Annotated in this window: 19 protein-coding genes and 1 pseudogene; 11 read left to right on the forward strand and 9 right to left on the reverse strand. The window is 59.4% G+C overall.

What is annotated here, in order from left to right:
• Window positions 1-3: 3 nt before the first annotated feature.
• Window positions 4-342 carry a P-II family nitrogen regulator gene (locus SIAM614_RS22670; RefSeq protein ID WP_006938248.1) on the reverse strand — a complete coding sequence of 113 codons (339 nt, stop codon included), beginning with the start codon at window positions 340-342 and terminating at the stop codon, window positions 4-6.
• A 657-nt stretch (window positions 343-999) separates the two neighbouring features.
• Here SIAM614_RS22670 and nudI point away from each other — a divergent pair.
• Together nudI and SIAM614_RS22680 are read left to right on the forward strand one after the other, a co-directional pair.
• Window positions 1000-1431, forward strand: a complete 432-nt coding sequence (gene nudI / locus SIAM614_RS22675; protein ID WP_006938249.1) for a nucleoside triphosphatase NudI — start codon at window positions 1000-1002, stop codon at window positions 1429-1431.
• Window positions 1432-1882: 451 nt separating this feature from the next.
• On the forward strand, window positions 1883-3361 hold the full coding sequence (locus tag SIAM614_RS22680) for a methyl-accepting chemotaxis protein (protein ID WP_006938250.1): 1479 nt from the start codon (window positions 1883-1885) through the stop codon (window positions 3359-3361).
• A 189-nt stretch (window positions 3362-3550) separates the two neighbouring features.
• Here SIAM614_RS22680 and SIAM614_RS22685 read toward each other — a convergent pair whose 3' ends face one another.
• Window positions 3551-4102 carry a DUF924 family protein gene (locus SIAM614_RS22685; RefSeq protein WP_040440886.1) on the reverse strand — a complete coding sequence of 184 codons (552 nt, stop codon included), beginning with the start codon at window positions 4100-4102 and terminating at the stop codon, window positions 3551-3553.
• Between the two features lie 178 nt (window positions 4103-4280).
• Between SIAM614_RS22685 and SIAM614_RS22690 the strand changes: the two genes are divergently transcribed.
• Window positions 4281-4514 (forward strand): sulfurtransferase TusA family protein, encoded by a 234-nt coding sequence (locus tag SIAM614_RS22690; protein ID WP_006938252.1) that lies wholly within the window; start codon window positions 4281-4283, stop codon window positions 4512-4514.
• A gap of 47 nt (window positions 4515-4561) precedes the next feature.
• Here SIAM614_RS22690 and SIAM614_RS22695 read toward each other — a convergent pair.
• A pseudogene (locus SIAM614_RS22695) lies at window positions 4562-4870 on the reverse strand (4a-hydroxytetrahydrobiopterin dehydratase); the annotation flags it as partial.
• 126 nt (window positions 4871-4996) lie between these two features.
• Between SIAM614_RS22695 and SIAM614_RS22700 the strand changes: the two are divergent.
• Window positions 4997-5455, forward strand: a complete 459-nt coding sequence (locus SIAM614_RS22700) for a low molecular weight protein-tyrosine-phosphatase (RefSeq protein WP_006938254.1) — start codon at window positions 4997-4999, stop codon at window positions 5453-5455.
• A gap of 121 nt (window positions 5456-5576) precedes the next feature.
• Window positions 5577-5837, forward strand: coding sequence for a hypothetical protein (locus SIAM614_RS22705; RefSeq protein ID WP_040440926.1), 261 nt, complete (start codon window positions 5577-5579; stop codon window positions 5835-5837).
• A 7-nt stretch (window positions 5838-5844) separates the two neighbouring features.
• Here SIAM614_RS22705 and SIAM614_RS22710 read toward each other — a convergent pair whose 3' ends face one another.
• Window positions 5845-6705 (reverse strand): phosphatase PAP2 family protein, encoded by an 861-nt coding sequence (locus SIAM614_RS22710; RefSeq protein ID WP_050789463.1) that lies wholly within the window; start codon window positions 6703-6705, stop codon window positions 5845-5847.
• An 81-nt stretch (window positions 6706-6786) separates the two neighbouring features.
• Here SIAM614_RS22710 and SIAM614_RS22715 point away from each other — a divergent pair, with 81 nt between their 5' ends.
• The 3 genes from SIAM614_RS22715 (at window position 6787) to map (ending at window position 8557) form a co-directional block, all read left to right on the forward strand.
• On the forward strand, window positions 6787-7464 hold the full coding sequence (locus SIAM614_RS22715) for a 2-hydroxychromene-2-carboxylate isomerase (protein ID WP_407636313.1): 678 nt from the start codon (window positions 6787-6789) through the stop codon (window positions 7462-7464).
• A gap of 114 nt (window positions 7465-7578) precedes the next feature.
• On the forward strand, window positions 7579-7785 hold the full coding sequence (locus SIAM614_RS22720) for a ParD-like family protein (protein ID WP_006938258.1): 207 nt from the start codon (window positions 7579-7581) through the stop codon (window positions 7783-7785).
• A gap of 1 nt (window position 7786) precedes the next feature.
• Entirely contained in the window at window positions 7787-8557 is a 771-nt protein-coding gene (gene map, locus SIAM614_RS22725; protein ID WP_006938259.1) for a type I methionyl aminopeptidase, read from the forward strand.
• 16 nt (window positions 8558-8573) lie between these two features.
• On the opposite strand, the gene SIAM614_RS22730 is transcribed toward map, so the two are convergent.
• Entirely contained in the window at window positions 8574-9767 is a 1194-nt protein-coding gene (locus SIAM614_RS22730; protein ID WP_006938260.1) for an ATP-binding response regulator, read from the reverse strand.
• A 191-nt stretch (window positions 9768-9958) separates the two neighbouring features.
• Between SIAM614_RS22730 and SIAM614_RS22735 the strand changes: the two genes are divergently transcribed.
• Window positions 9959-10933 carry an AEC family transporter gene (locus SIAM614_RS22735; protein ID WP_006938262.1) on the forward strand — a complete coding sequence of 325 codons (975 nt, stop codon included), beginning with the start codon at window positions 9959-9961 and terminating at the stop codon, window positions 10931-10933.
• Between the two features lie 24 nt (window positions 10934-10957).
• Here SIAM614_RS22735 and gluQRS read toward each other — a convergent pair whose 3' ends face one another.
• Complete coding sequence (gluQRS, locus tag SIAM614_RS22740; RefSeq protein WP_006938263.1) at window positions 10958-11842, reverse strand: tRNA glutamyl-Q(34) synthetase GluQRS; 885 nt, start codon at window positions 11840-11842, stop codon at window positions 10958-10960.
• Window positions 11843-11969: 127 nt separating this feature from the next.
• Here gluQRS and SIAM614_RS22745 point away from each other — a divergent pair, with 127 nt between their 5' ends.
• Window positions 11970-12611: a DNA-3-methyladenine glycosylase family protein gene (locus tag SIAM614_RS22745; protein WP_006938264.1), complete on the forward strand. Its 642-nt coding sequence runs from the start codon at window positions 11970-11972 to the stop codon at window positions 12609-12611.
• A 23-nt stretch (window positions 12612-12634) separates the two neighbouring features.
• Here SIAM614_RS22745 and SIAM614_RS22750 read toward each other — a convergent pair whose 3' ends face one another.
• The gene (locus SIAM614_RS22750; RefSeq protein ID WP_040440887.1) at window positions 12635-13420 is read right to left on the reverse strand and encodes an alpha/beta hydrolase; all 786 of its coding nucleotides are present in this window, start codon (window positions 13418-13420) and stop codon (window positions 12635-12637) included.
• A gap of 87 nt (window positions 13421-13507) precedes the next feature.
• Here SIAM614_RS22750 and SIAM614_RS22755 point away from each other — a divergent pair, with 87 nt between their 5' ends.
• A complete protein-coding gene (locus SIAM614_RS22755) occupies window positions 13508-14683 on the forward strand; it encodes a glycosyltransferase family 4 protein (protein ID WP_229597998.1) in 1176 nt (391 codons plus the stop codon).
• A 2-nt stretch (window positions 14684-14685) separates the two neighbouring features.
• Here the strand turns inward: SIAM614_RS22755 and SIAM614_RS22760 are convergent, their stop codons facing one another.
• Together SIAM614_RS22760 and thpR are read right to left on the reverse strand one after the other, a co-directional pair.
• Complete coding sequence (locus SIAM614_RS22760; protein ID WP_006938267.1) at window positions 14686-16650, reverse strand: methyl-accepting chemotaxis protein; 1965 nt, start codon at window positions 16648-16650, stop codon at window positions 14686-14688.
• A gap of 433 nt (window positions 16651-17083) precedes the next feature.
• Window positions 17084-17620 carry an RNA 2',3'-cyclic phosphodiesterase gene (thpR, locus tag SIAM614_RS22765; RefSeq protein WP_040440889.1) on the reverse strand — a complete coding sequence of 179 codons (537 nt, stop codon included), beginning with the start codon at window positions 17618-17620 and terminating at the stop codon, window positions 17084-17086.
• Window positions 17621-17753: the final 133 nt, after the last annotated feature.

Consider the following 17753-nt stretch of genomic DNA (forward strand, 5'->3'; position numbering starts at 1 on the left):
AAATCACAGAGCTTCGGCGTCGGTTTCGCCGGTACGGATGCGCACGACCTGATCGATCGAATGGACGAAGATCTTTCCATCCCCGATCTGGCCGGTCTTGGCGGCGCCGGAAATCACTTCGACGACCTTGTCGACGGAGGCAGCATCCACAGCGACTTCAATCTTCAGCTTCGGCAGGAAGCTGACGGCATATTCGGTGCCGCGATAGATTTCGGTATGCCCCTTCTGGCGGCCATAGCCCTTCACTTCAGTCACCGTCAGCCCCTGGATGCCGATGCTGGTCAAGGCATCGCGCACTTCGTCGAGCTTGAACGGCTTGATGATGGCCATCACTATTTTCATTGCTCGTTCCATTCCCCTTCTTAGCGCCCCTTCCCGTCGAAGAAGCTCGGCCAACCACCCCGGAAACTGCGCCTGGTTCTGTCCCCCTCTGGAAGGATCTTCTCAGGTCTTCGGCGTCACCACGTGTCGTGGCCCGGGCCGGTGTCGCCCCCTACTAATCAAGGACCGTGCCAACTTTGCTTTTTCAGAAAATGTTTCGCGGAATCCTGCGGTTTTGCAGCGCAAAAAACGCCAGGAAGGACTTTATGGCTAAAATGGGATGACGGCTTTTCAGGCAGCTTTTCTGCCCATATTTTAAACAATGACCAATTCTGCGCGCAAAAATTAGGCACAAACAAGCAGCAATCGCCATGCGCATAAAAATGCGGCAGCCGCACCGCAACACGAAAGGCGCGAACACCGACGCCGCCAGATCGCACTGACCGCAGCACACCCGTATGCCGGCTGCGGCGCAGGCCACAACGACGGCTCCCGGACTTGGATATTTGGAGGAATGCGGTTGACAGAAATCAGGCAGCCGCCGATAGCGCTTTACACAACTTGAGATAGCCGGGCATTGCCGCCATACAGAGACAAGCCGCCTTGTGCAATGGGCGCCCCCCGCCACGATTTCAATCTCATCAATCTCCTCGAACGATCAGACAAATTGAGAAAGCCATGCGTCAAAGAATTATTGTTTGCCCTTTGATCGAAAACGAAGGCGCGTACCTTCTGTGCAAGATGCCAAGCGACCGCGGCGTCTTTCCAGGCCAATGGGCTCTGTCCGGCGGCGGTCTGGAACAAGGTGAAAAGATCACAGAGGGTCTGCTTCGGGAAATATCGGAAGAATTGGGGGCCGAGCTGACCATCGAGACGGTGCAACCCTGGACCTTCCGGGACGACATCCGGACAAAGACATATCCGGACGGCACGACCGAACAGATCTACATGATCTATCTCATCTTCGACTGCAAAGCCTCGAACCGTAACGTTTCCATCAACGACGAATTCGAGGATCACGCCTGGGTTCTTCCCGCGGACCTTGAAAACTACGACCTCAACGAAGCCACCCGCGTCACGCTCAAGGCCAAGGGCTTGCTGCCTTCCTGAAAGAAAAAACGCCACAGGCGCGGAAGCTCACCCGGCACGAGACCGCTTACAACCCCTTTCGCGCCCGTTTACCGCCTGTTTTCAACGCAAATGGAGCCCTGCCCCGACAGGGCAGGCAGCGACTCGCCTCAAGTATGAACACTTCCTTTCCGTCAAAAGTCTTACAGTTGCCGTGACAAGTAAAAAACTTGGCATTTTACGACACACCCGCAATACTTAAGTCTAAAAACTACGTGCCACTACTTATAATTACCAAAGGTTGCAATTAAAGACTCCAAAGGCGATCAAAGGTTGGTTAAACTCAAGGAGAAGTTGAGATTTTTTGGATCAGTATTTGATTTCATCAGCATTTCGTAAAACATACAGCGCCAAATATAACCCAAAGTAACCTTTGTTTAAGATCACCACGCTTACATTTTATGCAACGAGTTTAGTGGCGGGAAACACAAGAATGCTGGGAATTTTAGACGGCGCAGCTCAAGCGACTCTGGACGCAATCAGCCAGTCCCAAGCGATGATCGAATTCAAACCCGACGGCACGATCCTGACGGCGAACGAGAATTTTCTTCGCCTCATGGGCTATACGCTTGAAGAAATCCGGAACAAGCATCACAAGATCTTTGTCGACGCAGAGTATTCAAACAGCTCTGACTATCGAGATTTCTGGAACAAACTCGCGCACGGCGAATACTGGTCATCGGAATTCTTGCGCTTCTCCAAGAGCGGCGACGAAGTCTGGATTCAAGGATCCTATAACCCGGTCAAGAACCGGGCGGGCCGCGTCGTCAAAGTGGTCAAGGTTGCCACCGATATTACGGAAGAAAAGCTCAGGAACGCGGATTACTTTGGACAGGTCAACGCGATCAGCCGGTCCCAGGCGGTCATTCAATTCGACCTGAACGGCAAGATCCTGGACGTGAATGACAACTTCCTGAATGTCATGGGCTACACGCTCGACGAATTGAAGGGCCAGCACCACAGTCTGTTCGTTGAGCCCGAATTCCGCGCGAGCGCGGATTACAAGCGCTTCTGGCAGGATCTCGCCAATGGTGAGTTCAAGGCGGACGAATTCAAGCGTATCGGCAAAGGAGGCAAGGAAGTCTATATCCGTGCAACTTATAACCCGATCATGGATGCAGCAGGCCGCCCCTACAAGGTGGTGAAATTCGCCACCGACGTCACGGCCCAGGTGCGCGAACGTCACAGGCGCATCGACACGCAGCGCGAAATCGATGCCGACCTTGTTGAGATTGCCCGGGCAATTGCTGAGACGACCGAACAAGCCAGCAGTTCAGCCTCCGCATCCGAGCAGACGTCTTCCAGTGTTCAGACAGTCGCTGCGGCTTCGGAAGAGCTGGTGGCCTCCATTCAGGAAATCAGCCGCCAGGTTCAGGTGGCGCTTGATGTTTCCCACAAGGCCGTTGGCGAAGCCGAGCGATCCAGCCAGATCATGTCGGGGCTTTCAGAGGATGCCAAGACGATCGGCTCGGTGATCGAACTCATCGATGGCATCGCGAACCAGACCAACCTTCTGGCGTTGAATGCGACCATTGAAGCCGCGCGTGCCGGAGAAGCCGGCAAGGGCTTTGCGGTCGTCGCGTCCGAAGTCAAAAGCCTGGCATCTCAAACAAGCAAGGCGACCGAAGAAATCTCGACTCAGGTGAATTCCGTGCAGCAAACCACGGATGATGCGGTGACCGCGATTTCGAACATCATGGAAGTGATCAACAGCATCGGCGAGATTGCGGCAAGCATTTCGTCGGCGGTCGAGCAACAGGCAGCCGTTACGAACGACATTTCCTCGAACATGCAGGCGGCAGCTCAAGGCGTTGAATTGATCACCAACAACATGCAGTCCATCTCTTCGGCAACAGCGCAGATCGACGCTTCCACACGGAACGTCAGACAGGCATCCCAGTCTTTGCTGTAGGCGGACGCTTGCAGCCAGCCCCAAAGAAAGGCTGTGCGAACAAACAGCCTCGTTTGAAAAGTTCTGCGGGCGGTTTCCGGTAGGCTCTTTGCCGCCGGCACCGCCCGCACGGGTTTGCGCTGCTGTTTTCAAAGCAGTGGTCGTTGGAGCAGAAGCTCCGAAACACCGCTTCGCTTCGCAGCACTGTCCTCAGGCCGAAAACCCGCCGCTTTTCAGATAGGCGATCTCTTCGGGCGTCGATTCCCGGCCGAGAACCTCGTTGCGATGGGGAAAGCGACCGAAGCGCCGGATGACGTCGAGGTGGATCAGCGCGTAGTGGTAGGTTTCCTGAATTCCGAGAACCCGGCAGAGATCGACGGACCTCTCCTGGTGCGCCATGTCTTCCGAATGCTCGAAAGGCAGATAGAAGAAGCTGCGGGCGTCCTTCGGAAAAGCCCGGTCGAAGCCGCGATCAAGAGCGATTTCAGCAATCTGAACCGCCTTCGGGTCCGCGCGGAACGCCTTGGGGCTGCCCCGGAAGACATTACGCGGGAACTGATCGAGCAGAATGAGCAGCGCAAGCGCGCCATCGGCTGTCTCGGCCCAGGCATCGAGCTTGCCCTCGGCCGCATCCTCGATGGCGGGCAGGAACCTCTCCCGGCATCGCTTGTCGAACTTGTCGTCCTTTGCAAACCACTTCTCCGGACCGGCCTGCCACCAGAAATCGAGAACAACGAATGAAGTGATCGGCTGGTCTGTCATGAGGGCAACTTCCGGGAAGTGAGACGGTGAAACAGGTGTGATCCGTTCCTGCCAGCTTCCCTTGCCCGCTGTCAACGCAGCGCAAGCCAAACTCTGGCGGCTGACGGCCCCTTCTTGTATGAAGAGCCTATATAGGGAACACCCCGGCCGAGTTGAAACGGCCCCTGTCACGGAGACTTTGTTGACGACCGGAACGACACTCGACCTGAAGGGCCTGAAATGCCCGCTGCCCGTGCTCAAGACCCGCAAGGCCCTCACCCGCCTTGCCAACGGCGAGCAGCTGACGGTGCTGACCACCGACCCGATGGCGGAAATCGACATTCCCCATTTCTGCAACGAGCAGGGTCATACCCTGCTGGAGGCAGAACGCGTAGAGGGCGGCCACCGGTTCGTGCTCACCAAGGGCAGCTAGGGTGTGGACCCATAAACCAGCAAACAATCAATGCCGGGCTTGAAGCATCACTGCATCTTGCCGGCAATGTTGTCGATTTCGACCGCAAGCTTCAGATCCAGCTTGCTGAGGCCGCCGACATCATGCGTCGACAGCGTGATATCGACGCTGCGGTAGACATTGAACCACTCGGGATGATGGTTCATCTTTTCCGCCACCAGCGCAACCTGGGTCATGAATCCGAAGGCTTCACGGAAATCTTGAAACTTGAAGGATTTCGATATTGCTTCGCGGCCATCGCACATTTGCCAATCCGGCAAGTCGCTCAGTCCGGCAGCGCGGTCTTCCGGCTTCAGTCGTTCAACCATATGATCCTCCTTGTTTCGCGCAAGGGCCCACCTTCAAAGCGAACCCTGCGCCTGCCGTGCGTCTAATCCAGTTCTGTGTCAGCCCGAAGGCGGGCTGACAGCTTCGGCCCCGCATCTGTTCAAAGGATAGCTCCCTTGCTCCACACCGTCCTGTTCGTTTGCCTTGGCAACATCTGCCGGTCGCCGCTTGCGGAAGGTGTCTTCCGGTCCATTGTGAGCGAAGCAGGCCTGGAAGACAGGTTCGAGATCGATTCCGCGGGAACAGGCGCCTGGCACGTCGGCAACCCGCCGGACCCGCGCTCCATCGAGATCGCGGCGCAACACAGAATCGACATCTCGTCCCAACGGGCTCGGCAGGTAAGTGCCGGAGATTTCCGCCGTTTCGAAACCATCGTCGCGATGGATCGGGACAATCTCGCCGCGCTCAAGCGTCTGGGCGGGGCAGGTTCCACCGGGCTGCGGCTTCTTTTGAACACGCCGCCGCAGGACGTTCCCGATCCCTATTACGGCGGGCCGGACGGCTTCGAGCAGGTGTACCAGCTTGTGCGGACCGGCGGTGAACGGCTCTTGCAGGATCTGACAGCCCGCGTTTAAGAAGCCCCGGATCTTTTTCTGAAAAGGCCGAGTGACCGAGGATTGCCGGGCCCGTGTTCATAAATCCGTCTCAGACACTGATGTAAGGGTGTCTGACCTGCACGGCTTCCTTGGCACGAAAATGAAAATTCTGTGGTGGTCCCTTGCGGCCGCGCTGATCCTGGCCGGACTGATAACGGTCTGGCTGCCGATCCCGACCGGCGTTCCGCTGCTTGCGCTCGGCATGATTATCATTGTCGGCACAAACCGGAGCGCCGCACGCATGCTGCGCAGCCGCAGGCGCAAGACGCCACCGCTCAACATGGCCATCACCTGGGTGGAGGACCGCTCTCCCCTGCGCTTTGCCCGCATTCTGAAACGCACCAGGCCGCGCAAGAAATAAAGAGCGTTCAGCGCTCCGAAAAGACCCGGCCGACCTTGCGAAACGTTCGCCGCGCCCGCAATGCCAGCCTTTGCAACACGTGCTGCAGACGCCGCCCCCACACGGTGAACCATTCATCGAGCTGACGATCGCTCACCAGGGGTGGTGTCTTGCGGTACAGCAGATGGTGGACTGCAAGGACGAGCAGCAGCGTTACCCCCCAGGACAGCAGCGTATCGGACAGGAAGTGACCGCCGAAGGCGACACGGTTGGCCGACAGGATCAGGCCAAGCGGGATCAGAAAGGCAAGGGTGCCCTTCCGCCAGGTCGCGGGCACAAGCAACGCAAGCGCCGCCACCAGCCACATGGCAGCCGAGCCTTCGCCGGAAACGAAGGAACAGTTGCTGTCGCAATAATTCGAGATTTTCCAGACCGGCTGGTACGGCAGATCCCCTCCGAAGATCTCGACATTGCGGGGCCGCGGGCGGCCCCAGTTGTCTTTCAGGATCAGGTTGACCAGAACCCCCGGTCCGAGGATCAGCGTGGACAGCAGAAACACAGGCTGGCGCAGGGGCATCAGTGGCGGGCGGCTCGGCACCAGCAACTTGATGAGCAGAACCGCCACGCAGGCAATGGCGATCACCCGGACGAGGAACGGCCCCAGATGGCGGACGTCGCGCAAGAACGCGACGTTCTCGGCCTTGAAGCCCTCATCACCGAAATGAAAAAGCCCGCTCGCCCAGAGGTCGACGCCGGGAAAGGTCAGAAAAAACAGCGACACAAGGCAGATGTAAAGCCCGGTGCACAGCATTGGATGCGTAACGCACCACTTGGCAGTTTTGTTCAAGCCGGTCTTGGGATTATGCTGTTGATGACGGGTCTGCGACATGGCTGCTCTTTAACGCATCCGAAGGTCCTGTCCAATCCCTTCCTGATACCGGCCGGTTCAGATTTTGCGGAGTTGCGGAATGTGAAAAATACTCAGCCGCCTGCGGCCCCTACAGGCACGAATATCGTGTCATTGCAGCAGGACCGGAAACCGGTGGTGGAATTCTGGTACGAGTTTGCATCCACTTACAGTTATCTCTCGGCCATGCGGATCGAAACGCTGGCAAGCGACTATGGCGTCGCCATCGCCTGGAAGCCGTTCCTGCTTGGTCCTATTTTCAAGAAACAGGGCTGGCCGACCTCCCCTTTCAATTTATACCCCACCAAGGGTCGCTATATGTGGCGCGACATGGAACGGCTTTGCGAACGCTACGGCCTGCCGCTCACCATGCCTATGCCCTTTCCGCAAGATTCCCTGCTGGCCGCCCGCATTGCACATGCAGGCCAGAACCAACCCTGGATTGGCGCTTTTACCCGGGCGGTGTATATCGCGGAATTCGGACAGGGCCTGAACATTGCCGAGGAAAGCCTCATGGCCGAGCTGCTTCTGGAAACCGGCGCTCCGGCCAGGCAGGCTCTTGAAACCGCCCACAGCCGGGAAACCAAGATAAGCCTGCGTGCCGACGTCACCGAAGCCGAGAAACTCGGCATCTTCGGCGCCCCCAGTTTTGTCCTTCCGGACGGTGAGCTTTACTGGGGGGACGACCGGCTGGAACAAGCCCTTGAAGTGGCAGGAAATATGGTTGCCACGGACGTTTAGGGCCGCATCCCAACCGTTCCAGCCCCACACAACACCGGGCTTGCGGGATTCTGGATTGAGCAATATATACGAAACGTATACGTTTCATATATTCACTCACTTCAGGAGACACTCATGGGCATCGTCAAGATCGATGAAGATCTGCACGAGCAAGTCCGCCGGGCCAGCACGGTCATGTGCCGCTCCATCAATGCGCAGGCAGAATTCTGGATGAAGATCGGCATGCTGGCAGAGGCCAATCCGACCCTCTCCTTCAGCGACATCGTGAAGATGCAGCTCGAGGCAGCACAGGTTCCGTCAGCAGATGCGGCGGTTGCCTGACATGGTCAAGAGCCCGGAAGAACTGGATCTCATGCGCAACTCGGGCAGGTTGCTTGCCACCGTCTTCGAAATGCTCGATGGCCTCGACCTTTGCGGCCTGTCGACCCTTGCCGTCAACGACATGGTGGAGCGCTTCATCACCGAGGACCTTGCCGCCCGTCCGGCCAGCAAGGGGCAATACGGGTTTGAATATGTCCTGAACTGCTCGATCAACCAGGTGGTCTGCCACGGCATTCCGGATCAGGACGAGATCATCCGTGACGGCGACATCATCAATCTGGACATCACGCTGGAAAAGGACGGTTTCATTGCCGATTCCAGCAAGACCTACGTGGTTGGAAACGCCAGCGCGGCCGCAAGACGTCTGGTGCGCGTTGCCCAGAAAGCGATGTGGATGGGCATCGAGCAAGTGAAGCCCGGGGCCTATCTGGGCGACATCGGCTACGCGATCGAAAAACACGCCAAGAAGAACGGCTATTCGGTGGTTCGCGATTATTGCGGGCACGGCATCGGCCGGGAAATGCACGAAGAACCCAGCGTCCTGAATTTCGGGCGGCGCGGCACCGGCATGAGGCTGCGCGAAGGCATGGTCTTCACCGTCGAACCCATGATCAACCAGGGCACCAGCAGGGTGTTGACCGAAGAGGACGGCTGGAAGGTGGTGACAAAAGACGGCAAGCTGTCCGCCCAGTTCGAACACACGGTCGCGGTAACCGCCGATGGTGTCGAGGTGCTGACCCTGCGCCGCGGCGAAACAGCCCTGACGAGCTAGAGGCTAGGGGGGGGGCCTAACCCGCCCTGCGCCTGCAGGCCTGTTTCATCGCCTCGAAAAGGGCAGCAGGGGACAGGGGTTTCGTCAGGGTTTCCCGGAACCCGGCTTCGCGCAGGCGCTTGTCGCCAACCGATTCCAGCGCCGCTGTCACGGCGATCAACGGCAGGTCCGGACGAAGAGCCCGAAGGGCCGTGGCCGTTTCAACACCGTTCATGCCGGGCATGTGCAGGTCGAGCAGCGCCGCATCGAAGTCGGTTTTCTGAACAAGGCCTATGGCCTGTTCGCCGGATCTGGCGGCCTCTGACGAAATGCCGAAGGATTCCAGCAGCGCGGCCAGCAGGCGGCAGTTGGTTTCGTTGTCATCGACGATAAGCACATGCGCCGACAGCGGCCCGGCGGGTGAGGCGTTTGCGGTTGCTGCCGATGCCCCAGTCGCCAGGCCCTCGGCCTGCAACAGCCCCTCATCGCCTGCATGAAGCGGAATTTCGACATTGAACCGGCTGCCGCCGGTTTCCGAACGCTCCAGCGTCAGACGGCCGTTCATGTCCCGGACGAATTGCGCCGTACCCCAAAGACCGAGACCTGTTCCTGGCGCGGTCTCCCTGCCATGCCGGCCCCGCACGAATGGGCGGAACAGCCGCGCGCCTTCCTCCGGTTCGATGCCCGGCCCGCTGTCTGAAACGGAAATCAGGATGGAAGAGGGCCTGGCTTCGCCCGGGTCATTGTCTGGAGCATCGTCTGGCCCGAGGATATCCTCTGGACCAGCGCCGCTCGCCTGAACCTGAACGGTTACACCACCTTCGGCAGTGTATTTCACCGCATTGTCCAGCAATGTCATGATCACCCGGCGCAAGGTGCCGCCGCTGGGGGTCACCGCTTCGCCGGCCTCCTCGTCGATCTCAAGCGTCAAGGTCAGGTTTTTCGCTTCCGCCGCCACCTTGAACAGATCGGCGATTTCCGTAACCACATCGGCGATCCGGGCGGGAGTCAATTCGCCGTGCGAACCCGGTTCGGCGGCCGTGACCAGTTCACCCGTCATCTGCGTCAAGGCGTCGATGGAGCGAATCAGGATCGACAGTTGTTCCTTCTGGGTCCCGTTCAAGGGGCCTGTCCCGATCAGTTCCGCCGTCAGACGCATGGCGGCAAGCGGCGTCCTGAGATCGTGGGCCAGAAGCGCAAGTTTGACGCTGTCCTCGTCATGATTTGCCATGCGGCCGGGGATCCTTCGCCTGAACGGGTCTCAACCGGGCTTGCCAGACAAGCGGCAAAAAGCCAAGTTGGTCGAAATTCTGCTTACCTTGCCGTGTGGCCGCTGTCCATCCGGACCGGCATCCGCCAGCGCCCTGTTCCATATCGACCAGCTGTAGCCTTCGGGCTGCCGCCTGGGATGAAGACCCTTAAATGCTTGCTCAAACACTTACCATCGTCGCGCCTGTCTTTCTTCTGATCGGCATCGGTTACTGCCTCGCCAAAACCCGCATCCTGAACCAGAGCGTCAGCGAAGCCCTCGGGCAGTTCGTCTATGTCGTGGCAATCCCGGTGCTGATTTTCCGGACACTGATCGGCGCCGATCTGAGTGCGGGTGTTCCGGTGGCCCTTTGGGCGACCTATTTCATCGGGGTCGGCTTTGCCTGGCTGCTCGGCTCACTGATCATTCGCAAGGGGTTCGGCAGAGACGCAAGAGCAAGCGCAATCGGCGGAATTTCGGCTGCTTTTGCCAACACGGTGATGGTCAGCTTGCCGCTGGTCGCCGCAGTCTATGGCGACGATGGCCTTGTTCCGCTGCTGCTGATTATCTCGATCCACCTGGCCACAATGACGGTACTGATGGCGGTGACGATGGAGCGGGCCGCGGCAGTCGACAACGGCACGGCAGTCCCGCCCCTCTCCCAATTGCTTATGGGGGCTGGAAAAAGCCTGGTGAAGAACCCGCTTGTGGTCACCATCGTCATCGCTTTTCTCTGGCGGCAGACTGGCCTCAACCTGCCGGAAATCGGCCTCGACGTTCTCAGCCGCATCGCCGCAACAGCGCTGCCTCTGGCACTCTTGTCACTCGGCATGAGCCTGGTGCAATACGGCATGCGCGGCAACATAGTGCCGGGACTGCTGCTCAGCATCATCAAGATGCTGCTGATGCCGATCGTCGTTTTTGTGGCCGGGGCCTTCGTGTTCCACCTGCCGCCGCTGTGGACAGCAGTTGCGACCCTGACGGCAAGCTGCCCGACGGGCGTCAACGCCTATATTTTTGCCAACCGCTATGGCACCGGCCATGCCATGTCCGCAAATGCGATCACCATGACCACGCTCTGCGCCATCGTCACGGCCAGCTTGTGGATCTGGTTCCTGGATCACTGGTTCGGTATGAGCCTGCGCTGAGCACCCGCCCTGAGGGCCGAACCCCTAAAGCCCGATCCGCTTGCGTAATTCGGCATGTGTCATGCCCGCCTCGCGCAGCGACCTGAGGCTGGTATCCTTGCTGGATTTCGACAGTTTGCGCCCGTCCGGCCCGAGGATCAGCCGATGATGCCGGTAGACCGGCGCCGGCAGACCAAGCAACACCTGCAAGACCCTGTGCACGCTGGTGGCATGATAGAGATCCTGTCCGCGCAGCACGTCGGTTATGCCCTGCCTGGCATCATCGACCACAACGGACAAGTGATAGCTTGTCGGCGTGTCCTTGCGGGCGAGGACAACATCGCCCCAGGCAGCCGCATCGACCGGCACGGCGACCGGTTCGGCGAACAGGGTATCGCCTTCCGCACCCGTTTCCTGCCATGTCAGCGGACCGCCGACCTGTTCAAGAGCGCGTTTCATGTCGAGGCGCAGTGAAAACGGCGCGTCGCTGGAAGCCCGGCTCTTGAGTTCCTCCGGCGGCAAAACCTTTGCATCGCCCGGATAAAGCGGCGCCCCATCGGGATCGCGCGGCCAGCTTTCCCCATCGGCCTCGGCAGCGGCAACAAAGGCCTTGATTTCGGCACGCGTCAGATAGGCGGGATAAACCAGCCCCATGTCCTGCAACTGTTCCAGGGCCGCCCGGTACTGCGGAAAGTTTTCCGATTGGCGCAGCACGGGCTGATCGAGCGGCACTCCTAACCAGGCAAGATCCTCAAACATGTTCCGCTCAAGCTCCGGCGTGCAGCGGGTCTGGTCGATGTCCTCCACACGCACGAGAAACCGGCCGCTGAGCGCGACAGCCGCCCGCGCGTTGAGCAGAGCCGAAAGTGCATGCCCCAGATGCAGATGCCCATTGGGCGAAGGCGCGAAGCGGAACACGGGCTGGGTCATGAGATCTTTAAAGTCTGTTGACGCGGAACGGGCTGATGGGTGAAGTCCTACCTATCATTCCCGCGCGGCCGCGCAAGAGACAGTCTTGCCCGGCGGCCTCAGACATTTCCGGCAAAGCCTAACCGACATGACGCCTATTGCGACCGAAAAGGACATCGAAGCCGGTCTTGAGACACTGATCCGTCTCGACCCGCGCCTGCTGGAAATTGCCGGAACGGCGGGCCCGATCCCCTTGCGCCGCCGTGCGGCGGATTTCGCGGGCCTGGCGCAGATTATCACCGGGCAGCAGGTGTCCGTTGCCAGTGCGGCCGCCATCTTCGCGCGCCTTCAGGCGCTGATATCACCGCTGACGGCGGAAAACCTGGCTCGTTTCACCGATGAAGATCTGGCTGGCGTCGGCCTGTCGCGGCCGAAAATCCGGACCTTGCGCGCTCTGTCCGAAGCTTGCGAGGCAGGCCTGGACCTGGCCCACCTGGCGGAAGCACCGGCGGAGCAGGCGCACCGTGCCTTATGCGAGATCAAGGGGATCGGGCGCTGGACCGCCGATATCTTTCTGCTGTTCTGCGCGGGACACCCGGACGTCTTCCCGAGCGGCGATCTTGCCTTGCAGGTGGCGGTTCAGGACTCTCTCGGCCTTGTCGAGCGTCCAGCTCCAAAACACCTCGACATCATCGCGGAAGCCTGGGCGCCACACCGCGCCGTCGCCGCCCGCCTGTTCTGGGCCTGGTACAAGGTGAAGAAGCAGGGCCGGGAAACCCTGCCCATTTAGAGACTGGACGCCTATGGTGCCCCCTATCTGGCAGACATCTCCCCAACCGCCCGAAGCAGAAGGTCGATGTCCTGTGGCCGGGACAGACGGTGGTCGCCATCCGGCACCAGCGAAAAGGTGACGTCGTCCAGCGGCAGGGCGTCAACAAGACGGCGTGCATGGCTTTCCGGCACATCCGGGTCCTGTGCGCCCTGCAGGATGGTGACGGGAGCCCCGAGATGAAGCGGCGCTCCGAAAAGCAGGTGAGTGCGCCCATCCTCGATCAGCTTGCGCGTGATCACATAAGGTGCGTCGCTATAGGCCGACGGCTGTTCCCAGCGCCCATCGGCAAGGATGGTGGAACGGATCTCGACGCTGAAGCGCTGTTTCCACATCAGCTCCTCGGTAAAATCGACCGCAGGAGCAATCAGCACCAGGCCCTTGATCCGGCCGCTGCCCTTGCGGGCCAGTGCCAGCAACAAGGCGATCCAGCCCCCCATGGAGGAACCGACCAACACGGTTTCGCCCGGGCAATAGGCGTCGAAAACCGCAAGCGCCTCCTCCAGCCAGTCCGAAACGCAGGCATCTTCGAAATCGCCGCCCGACAGGCCATGGCCGGAATAGTCGAACCGCACCACGCCCTGCCCGTTTCGCGCGCCCTCTTCGGCCAAGGCCTCGGCTTTGGTGCCGGACATGTCCGACTTGAACCCCGACAGCCACAGGATGTCGGGTCGCGAACCGGCCGACGAACCCGGGGAATTGCGCACGGCAATCCGGCGTTTGGCGTCGTTTTTTCCGATCTGGATGAATTGCAGTTCGGAATCACCCATATTAAGGCTCTCGTTCTGATAGATGTTTTCTGTCCGTGCCATTTGGCACAGACGCCCCCGCCTTGACCAGTTCACCGGAGATCCGATTTGGTTCATCTGCCCCCTGAGACCACGATTTTGCAAGTGATCCCGGATCTCAACTCCGGCGGCGCCGAACGCACGACGCTTGATGTGGCCAAAGCGGTGGTGGCGGCCGGAGGAACGGCTCTTGTTGCAAGCCAGGGCGGCCAGATGGTGTCGGAGCTGGAAGCTCTTGGCGCCGAACACATTGTCCTGCCCGTCAAATCGAAAAACCCGGCTGTCCTCTGGAAAAACGCCGCCAGGCTGGCGGAAATCGTGACCACACGCAATGTCAGCCTGCTTCATGCCCGCAGCCGGGCACCGGCATGGTCGTGCCTGTGGGCCGCACGGCGCACCAAAACGCCATTCGTAACCACCTACCACGGCACCTACAATCAATCGAACGCGCTGAAAGGCTGGTATAATTCGGTCATGGCTCGGGGCGATGCGGTGATCGCCAATTCGCACTTCATCTGCCGGCTGATCGAAGAGCGGCATCCGTTTGCGAAAGGCAAGATCACCGTGGTCCAGCGCGGCTCCGATCTGAAGGGCCTGCTGCCGGACAACGTCAGCGCGCTCCGGCTGCAGGCGCTGAAGGACCAGTGGGGCATTCCTGCCGGACGGCCGATCCTCATCAACATGGCCCGGCTGACCGCCTGGAAGGGGCAACGTGTCGTGATCGAGGCGATGGCACTCTTGAAAGACAAGACCCTGACCGACCCGATCGCGATCCTCGCGGGTGATGCCCAGGGCCGCGACGGCTATCTGGCGGAATTGAAGAAGCTGGTCGCCGACAACGGCCTGCAGGACAAGGTTCGGATCGTCGGTCATTGCGCCGACGTTCCCGCCGCCATGGCACTCGCTGATATTGCCATCGTGGCCTCGGTCGAACCGGAGGCTTTCGGCCGCGCGGCCGTGGAGGCGCAGGCCGCAAGGGTTCCGGTCATCGTTTCCGATCTCGGGGCTGTGCCCGAAACCGTACTCGCGCCGCCCGACACGGCTGAAAGCGAACGCACCGGCTGGCGGGTGGCACCGGGCGACCCTCAAGCTCTGGCGGACACCATCATTCAGGTGTTGAGCCAGAACGACGAAGAGAAAACGCAGGTTGCGGACCGGGCACTGGCCCATGTCCGCAAGAATTTCTCTGTCGAAACCATGTGCGCCCGCACGCTCGACGTTTATGCCGGCCTGCTGGGCACCTGATTTCAGCCAGCGCGTACGCGTGCCAGAAAGCCGTCGACCTCCGCTTGAAGCGCCCGGGCATTGCTCGCAAGCGTGCCGGACGCCGCCTGCAGCTCTTCTGCCGCTTGCCCCGACTGGGTGGCTGCTTCGCTGACGCTGCTGATATTGCGTGTCACGTCCCGCGTACCAGTCGAAGCTTCGTGAACATTGCGCGCGATCTCGGTGGTTGCCGCACCCTGCTCTTCGACGGCCACCGCGATCCCACCGGCGATCTCGTTGATTTCGAAGATCGTCTTTGTGATACTGTCGATAGCCGAAACCGCGTCACGGGTCGCCAACTGGACACCGGAAATCTGCTGGGAGATTTCCTCGGTCGCCTTCGTCGTCTGACTGGCCAACTCCTTCACTTCCGACGCAACGACGGCAAATCCCTTGCCGGCTTCACCCGCACGCGCCGCTTCAATAGTGGCATTGAGCGCCAGAAGGTTTGTCTGCTCGGCGATATCGGAAATGAGCTTCACCACTTCACCAATGCGCGAGGCGGCTTCAGCGAGCCCCTGCACCTGGTCGTTGGTCTTCTTGGCTTCCGCTGTTGCCGTGGCAGCGACGTTGGAAGACTGGGCAACCTGCCGGGAAATTTCGGAAACCGTCGACGACAGCTCTTCAGCTGCGGAAGCGACGGTCTGAACGTTGGCGGATGCCTGTTCGGCTGCCGCGGCAACGTTCGAAGATTGCTGCTGGGTCTGCTCGGCGGTCGCGCTCATGGAACTTGCGCTCGATTCCAGCTGGGACGACGAGGACGACACCGCCTGTACGATTTCGCCAACAGAACTTTCGAAACTGTCGGCAAGCTCCATCATGATCCGCTTCTGTTCGGCGGCGTTTCTTGCTTCCTGTTCCTTCTGCTCCGTTTCCAGTTCGCGGGTCCGGACAGCATTGGCGCGGAAAACCTCCACGGCGCGGGCCATGCTACCGATCTCGCTCTTGCGGTCGGTGTACTGGACGTCAACATCAATTGATCCGCCAGCGAGCGTTCCCATGGTTCCGGTGAGTGCTTTCACCGGCCTCGTAATGCTGCGGCCGATCAGCCAGCCTAGTCCGATGGACAGCGCCAGCGCGATTGCGGAAACCGTCAGGAATGTCTTTTTGGAAAAGGCCTGGGCCGTGTCCAACGTTTCGCCAGCCGCCAGTTTGCCTGCATAGGCAGCTTCAGACATCACCGCCCATTCCGGGCCAACCTGGGCGTAAATCGACTCGATCTCCGCCAGATCGGTAGTGATCTTCAAGGACATTTCCGCATAGGCCCGGAAAGAGGCCTGGTAAGTATCCAGCAGCTTGCCGATTTCAGCCTGTTCTGCCTCGGGCAACCCGCTTTTCGGCAGCAGGTCCGCGAACTCGGCCCGCCGCTCATCGATCCTGCCGACATATTTCTCGTCTCCACGCATCATGAAATCCTTTTCATGACGGCGCATCATCAGCATCTTGACGGTCAAGGCGTCCAGATTGGCGGCATCCAGCTTGCTTTCCACGTCATGGACGGCAGTGCGCAGAGAACCTTGCAGTCCGGCGCTTTCGTCAAGCCCCATTCGGGTAAGCTCATCTGTCAGAGCGTCGAACTTTGCCTTGTGCTGGTCCAGAACGCTACGAAGCTTGGCGATATTATCCTTGATGGAAGCCGATTGCGGCTTGGTATCGACATCGTTCAGGTTGCTCTGGGCTTTCTCGAATTCGGCCTTGTACTCCTCGACGAAGGCAAGATCCTTGTTCAGAAGAAAGTCCTTCTGGCTGCGCTGCATATTCTGGGCATGAGCCTGAACCTGCGAAACCTTAAAGTCCATTTGCGAGTATTCAGCCAGATTGTCGATTTCACGCGATACGATTTGCTGGCTGTAGAGGGCCGTACCAAGCAATACGCCAATGGCGACAACAGCAATCGCGGACAGCGCTCCGACACGCGCCGCTATAGGCAGATCTGCAAAGAACTTCATAATGGTCTCTTTTTTCGGGACAGCTCTTTTTCGAGCCTTGCACAGTGTGCCCAGAAAACGCTCAAGCGATTAATATTCCTTTACGCAGCTTAAATACTTAGCCAACCAACTTATAAACCACAGGTTTATACTTCAAGTCACTCAATCATTCAGAGAATTCAGTCGACTTATTGTTTAGGCAAAACAGCCTTTTTCACTGCACTTGAATACCGGCCTGCCCAAAAACCGCACAGTCCAGCGGCGCCTTCCTGTCACTTTTAACCATCAAAGAAGGAGTGCAGACGCCAGCGTGCGTCATTTTTTCGCGTTGGGTCGGTGCAATCTTTTTCAGGATTTCAGCCAAAAGTGACCCGCAAACCGGCAAAGGCTTGGGTTCGTGCTGCCGGGACGCAAACCGGAGAGCCCTGCCGTAAAAACCACCAGATCGCGGGCGTCACGCAGCCAGCGGATAGGCCTCTTCCACGAGATAAGGGCCGCCACCGACGCTCGACTTTGCCGAAAACAGCACGAACCGTCCGGCGATGAAGGGCTGCGCCTGGAAATTGCCGCGCTCGCTCAGCCACTTGGCCACATCTTCGTTTGTCGAGGTCTTGCAGCGGGCCAGGGTGACATGCGGTACATATTTGCGTCGCTCGGCCGGTAGGTGCAGGCGCTGGAGAATGCGCTCCTGCTCGGCCTGCAATTCGGCAAGCTGAGCCGTCGGCTCCACCCTTGCCCAGACCGCATGCGGCTTGCCGTTGCCGAAAGAGCCAAGTCCGTTGAGCCGGATTTCCACCGGGTCCCTGCGGATACGGTCGAGCGCCGCGACAACCTCGTCGGCCGTGCGGTCGTCGATGTCGCCGATGAAGCGCAAGGTGATGTGGTAGTTCTCCGGATCGATCCAGCGGGCGCCCCGAAGGCCTCCCCGGAGCATCGAAAGCATGAGCGCCGTCTGGGACGGTATCTCAAGGCCTGTAAAAAGGCGCGGCATGGGTGTTCCCTCCGCTGTCGCTGATAAATCCCATGAGGAATCAACTTCATGAAAATCGCAAGACAAAAAGCTAACATTTTGAGCCCGTTCAAAAATTCAGCGTGGCGCTCAAATAAAAACCGGGCTGGTTGCT

Source organism: Roseibium aggregatum IAM 12614 (assembly GCF_000168975.1).
Taxonomy (GTDB): Bacteria; Pseudomonadota; Alphaproteobacteria; order Rhizobiales; family Stappiaceae; genus Roseibium; species Roseibium aggregatum.

Bases quoted from the DNA above. Each gene is read 5' to 3' on its own strand.
- SIAM614_RS22670 (WP_006938248.1), bottom strand. From the start codon at position 342: ATGAAAATAGTGATGGCCATCATCAAGCCGTTCAAGCTCGACGAAGTG.
- nudI (WP_006938249.1), top strand. From the start codon at position 1,000: ATGCGTCAAAGAATTATTGTTTGCCCTTTGATCGAAAACGAAGGCGCG.
- SIAM614_RS22680 (WP_006938250.1), top strand. From the start codon at position 1,883: ATGCTGGGAATTTTAGACGGCGCAGCTCAAGCGACTCTGGACGCAATC.
- SIAM614_RS22685 (WP_040440886.1), bottom strand. From the start codon at position 4,102: ATGACAGACCAGCCGATCACTTCATTCGTTGTTCTCGATTTCTGGTGG.
- SIAM614_RS22705 (WP_040440926.1), top strand. From the start codon at position 5,577: ATGAAAATTCTGTGGTGGTCCCTTGCGGCCGCGCTGATCCTGGCCGGA.
- SIAM614_RS22710 (WP_050789463.1), bottom strand. From the start codon at position 6,705: ATGTCGCAGACCCGTCATCAACAGCATAATCCCAAGACCGGCTTGAAC.
- SIAM614_RS22720 (WP_006938258.1), top strand. From the start codon at position 7,579: ATGGGCATCGTCAAGATCGATGAAGATCTGCACGAGCAAGTCCGCCGG.
- map (WP_006938259.1), top strand. From the start codon at position 7,787: ATGGTCAAGAGCCCGGAAGAACTGGATCTCATGCGCAACTCGGGCAGG.
- SIAM614_RS22730 (WP_006938260.1), bottom strand. From the start codon at position 9,767: ATGGCAAATCATGACGAGGACAGCGTCAAACTTGCGCTTCTGGCCCAC.
- SIAM614_RS22735 (WP_006938262.1), top strand. From the start codon at position 9,959: ATGCTTGCTCAAACACTTACCATCGTCGCGCCTGTCTTTCTTCTGATC.
- gluQRS (WP_006938263.1), bottom strand. From the start codon at position 11,842: ATGACCCAGCCCGTGTTCCGCTTCGCGCCTTCGCCCAATGGGCATCTG.
- SIAM614_RS22745 (WP_006938264.1), top strand. From the start codon at position 11,970: ATGACGCCTATTGCGACCGAAAAGGACATCGAAGCCGGTCTTGAGACA.
- SIAM614_RS22750 (WP_040440887.1), bottom strand. From the start codon at position 13,420: ATGGGTGATTCCGAACTGCAATTCATCCAGATCGGAAAAAACGACGCC.
- SIAM614_RS22760 (WP_006938267.1), bottom strand. From the start codon at position 16,650: ATGAAGTTCTTTGCAGATCTGCCTATAGCGGCGCGTGTCGGAGCGCTG.
- thpR (WP_040440889.1), bottom strand. From the start codon at position 17,620: ATGCCGCGCCTTTTTACAGGCCTTGAGATACCGTCCCAGACGGCGCTC.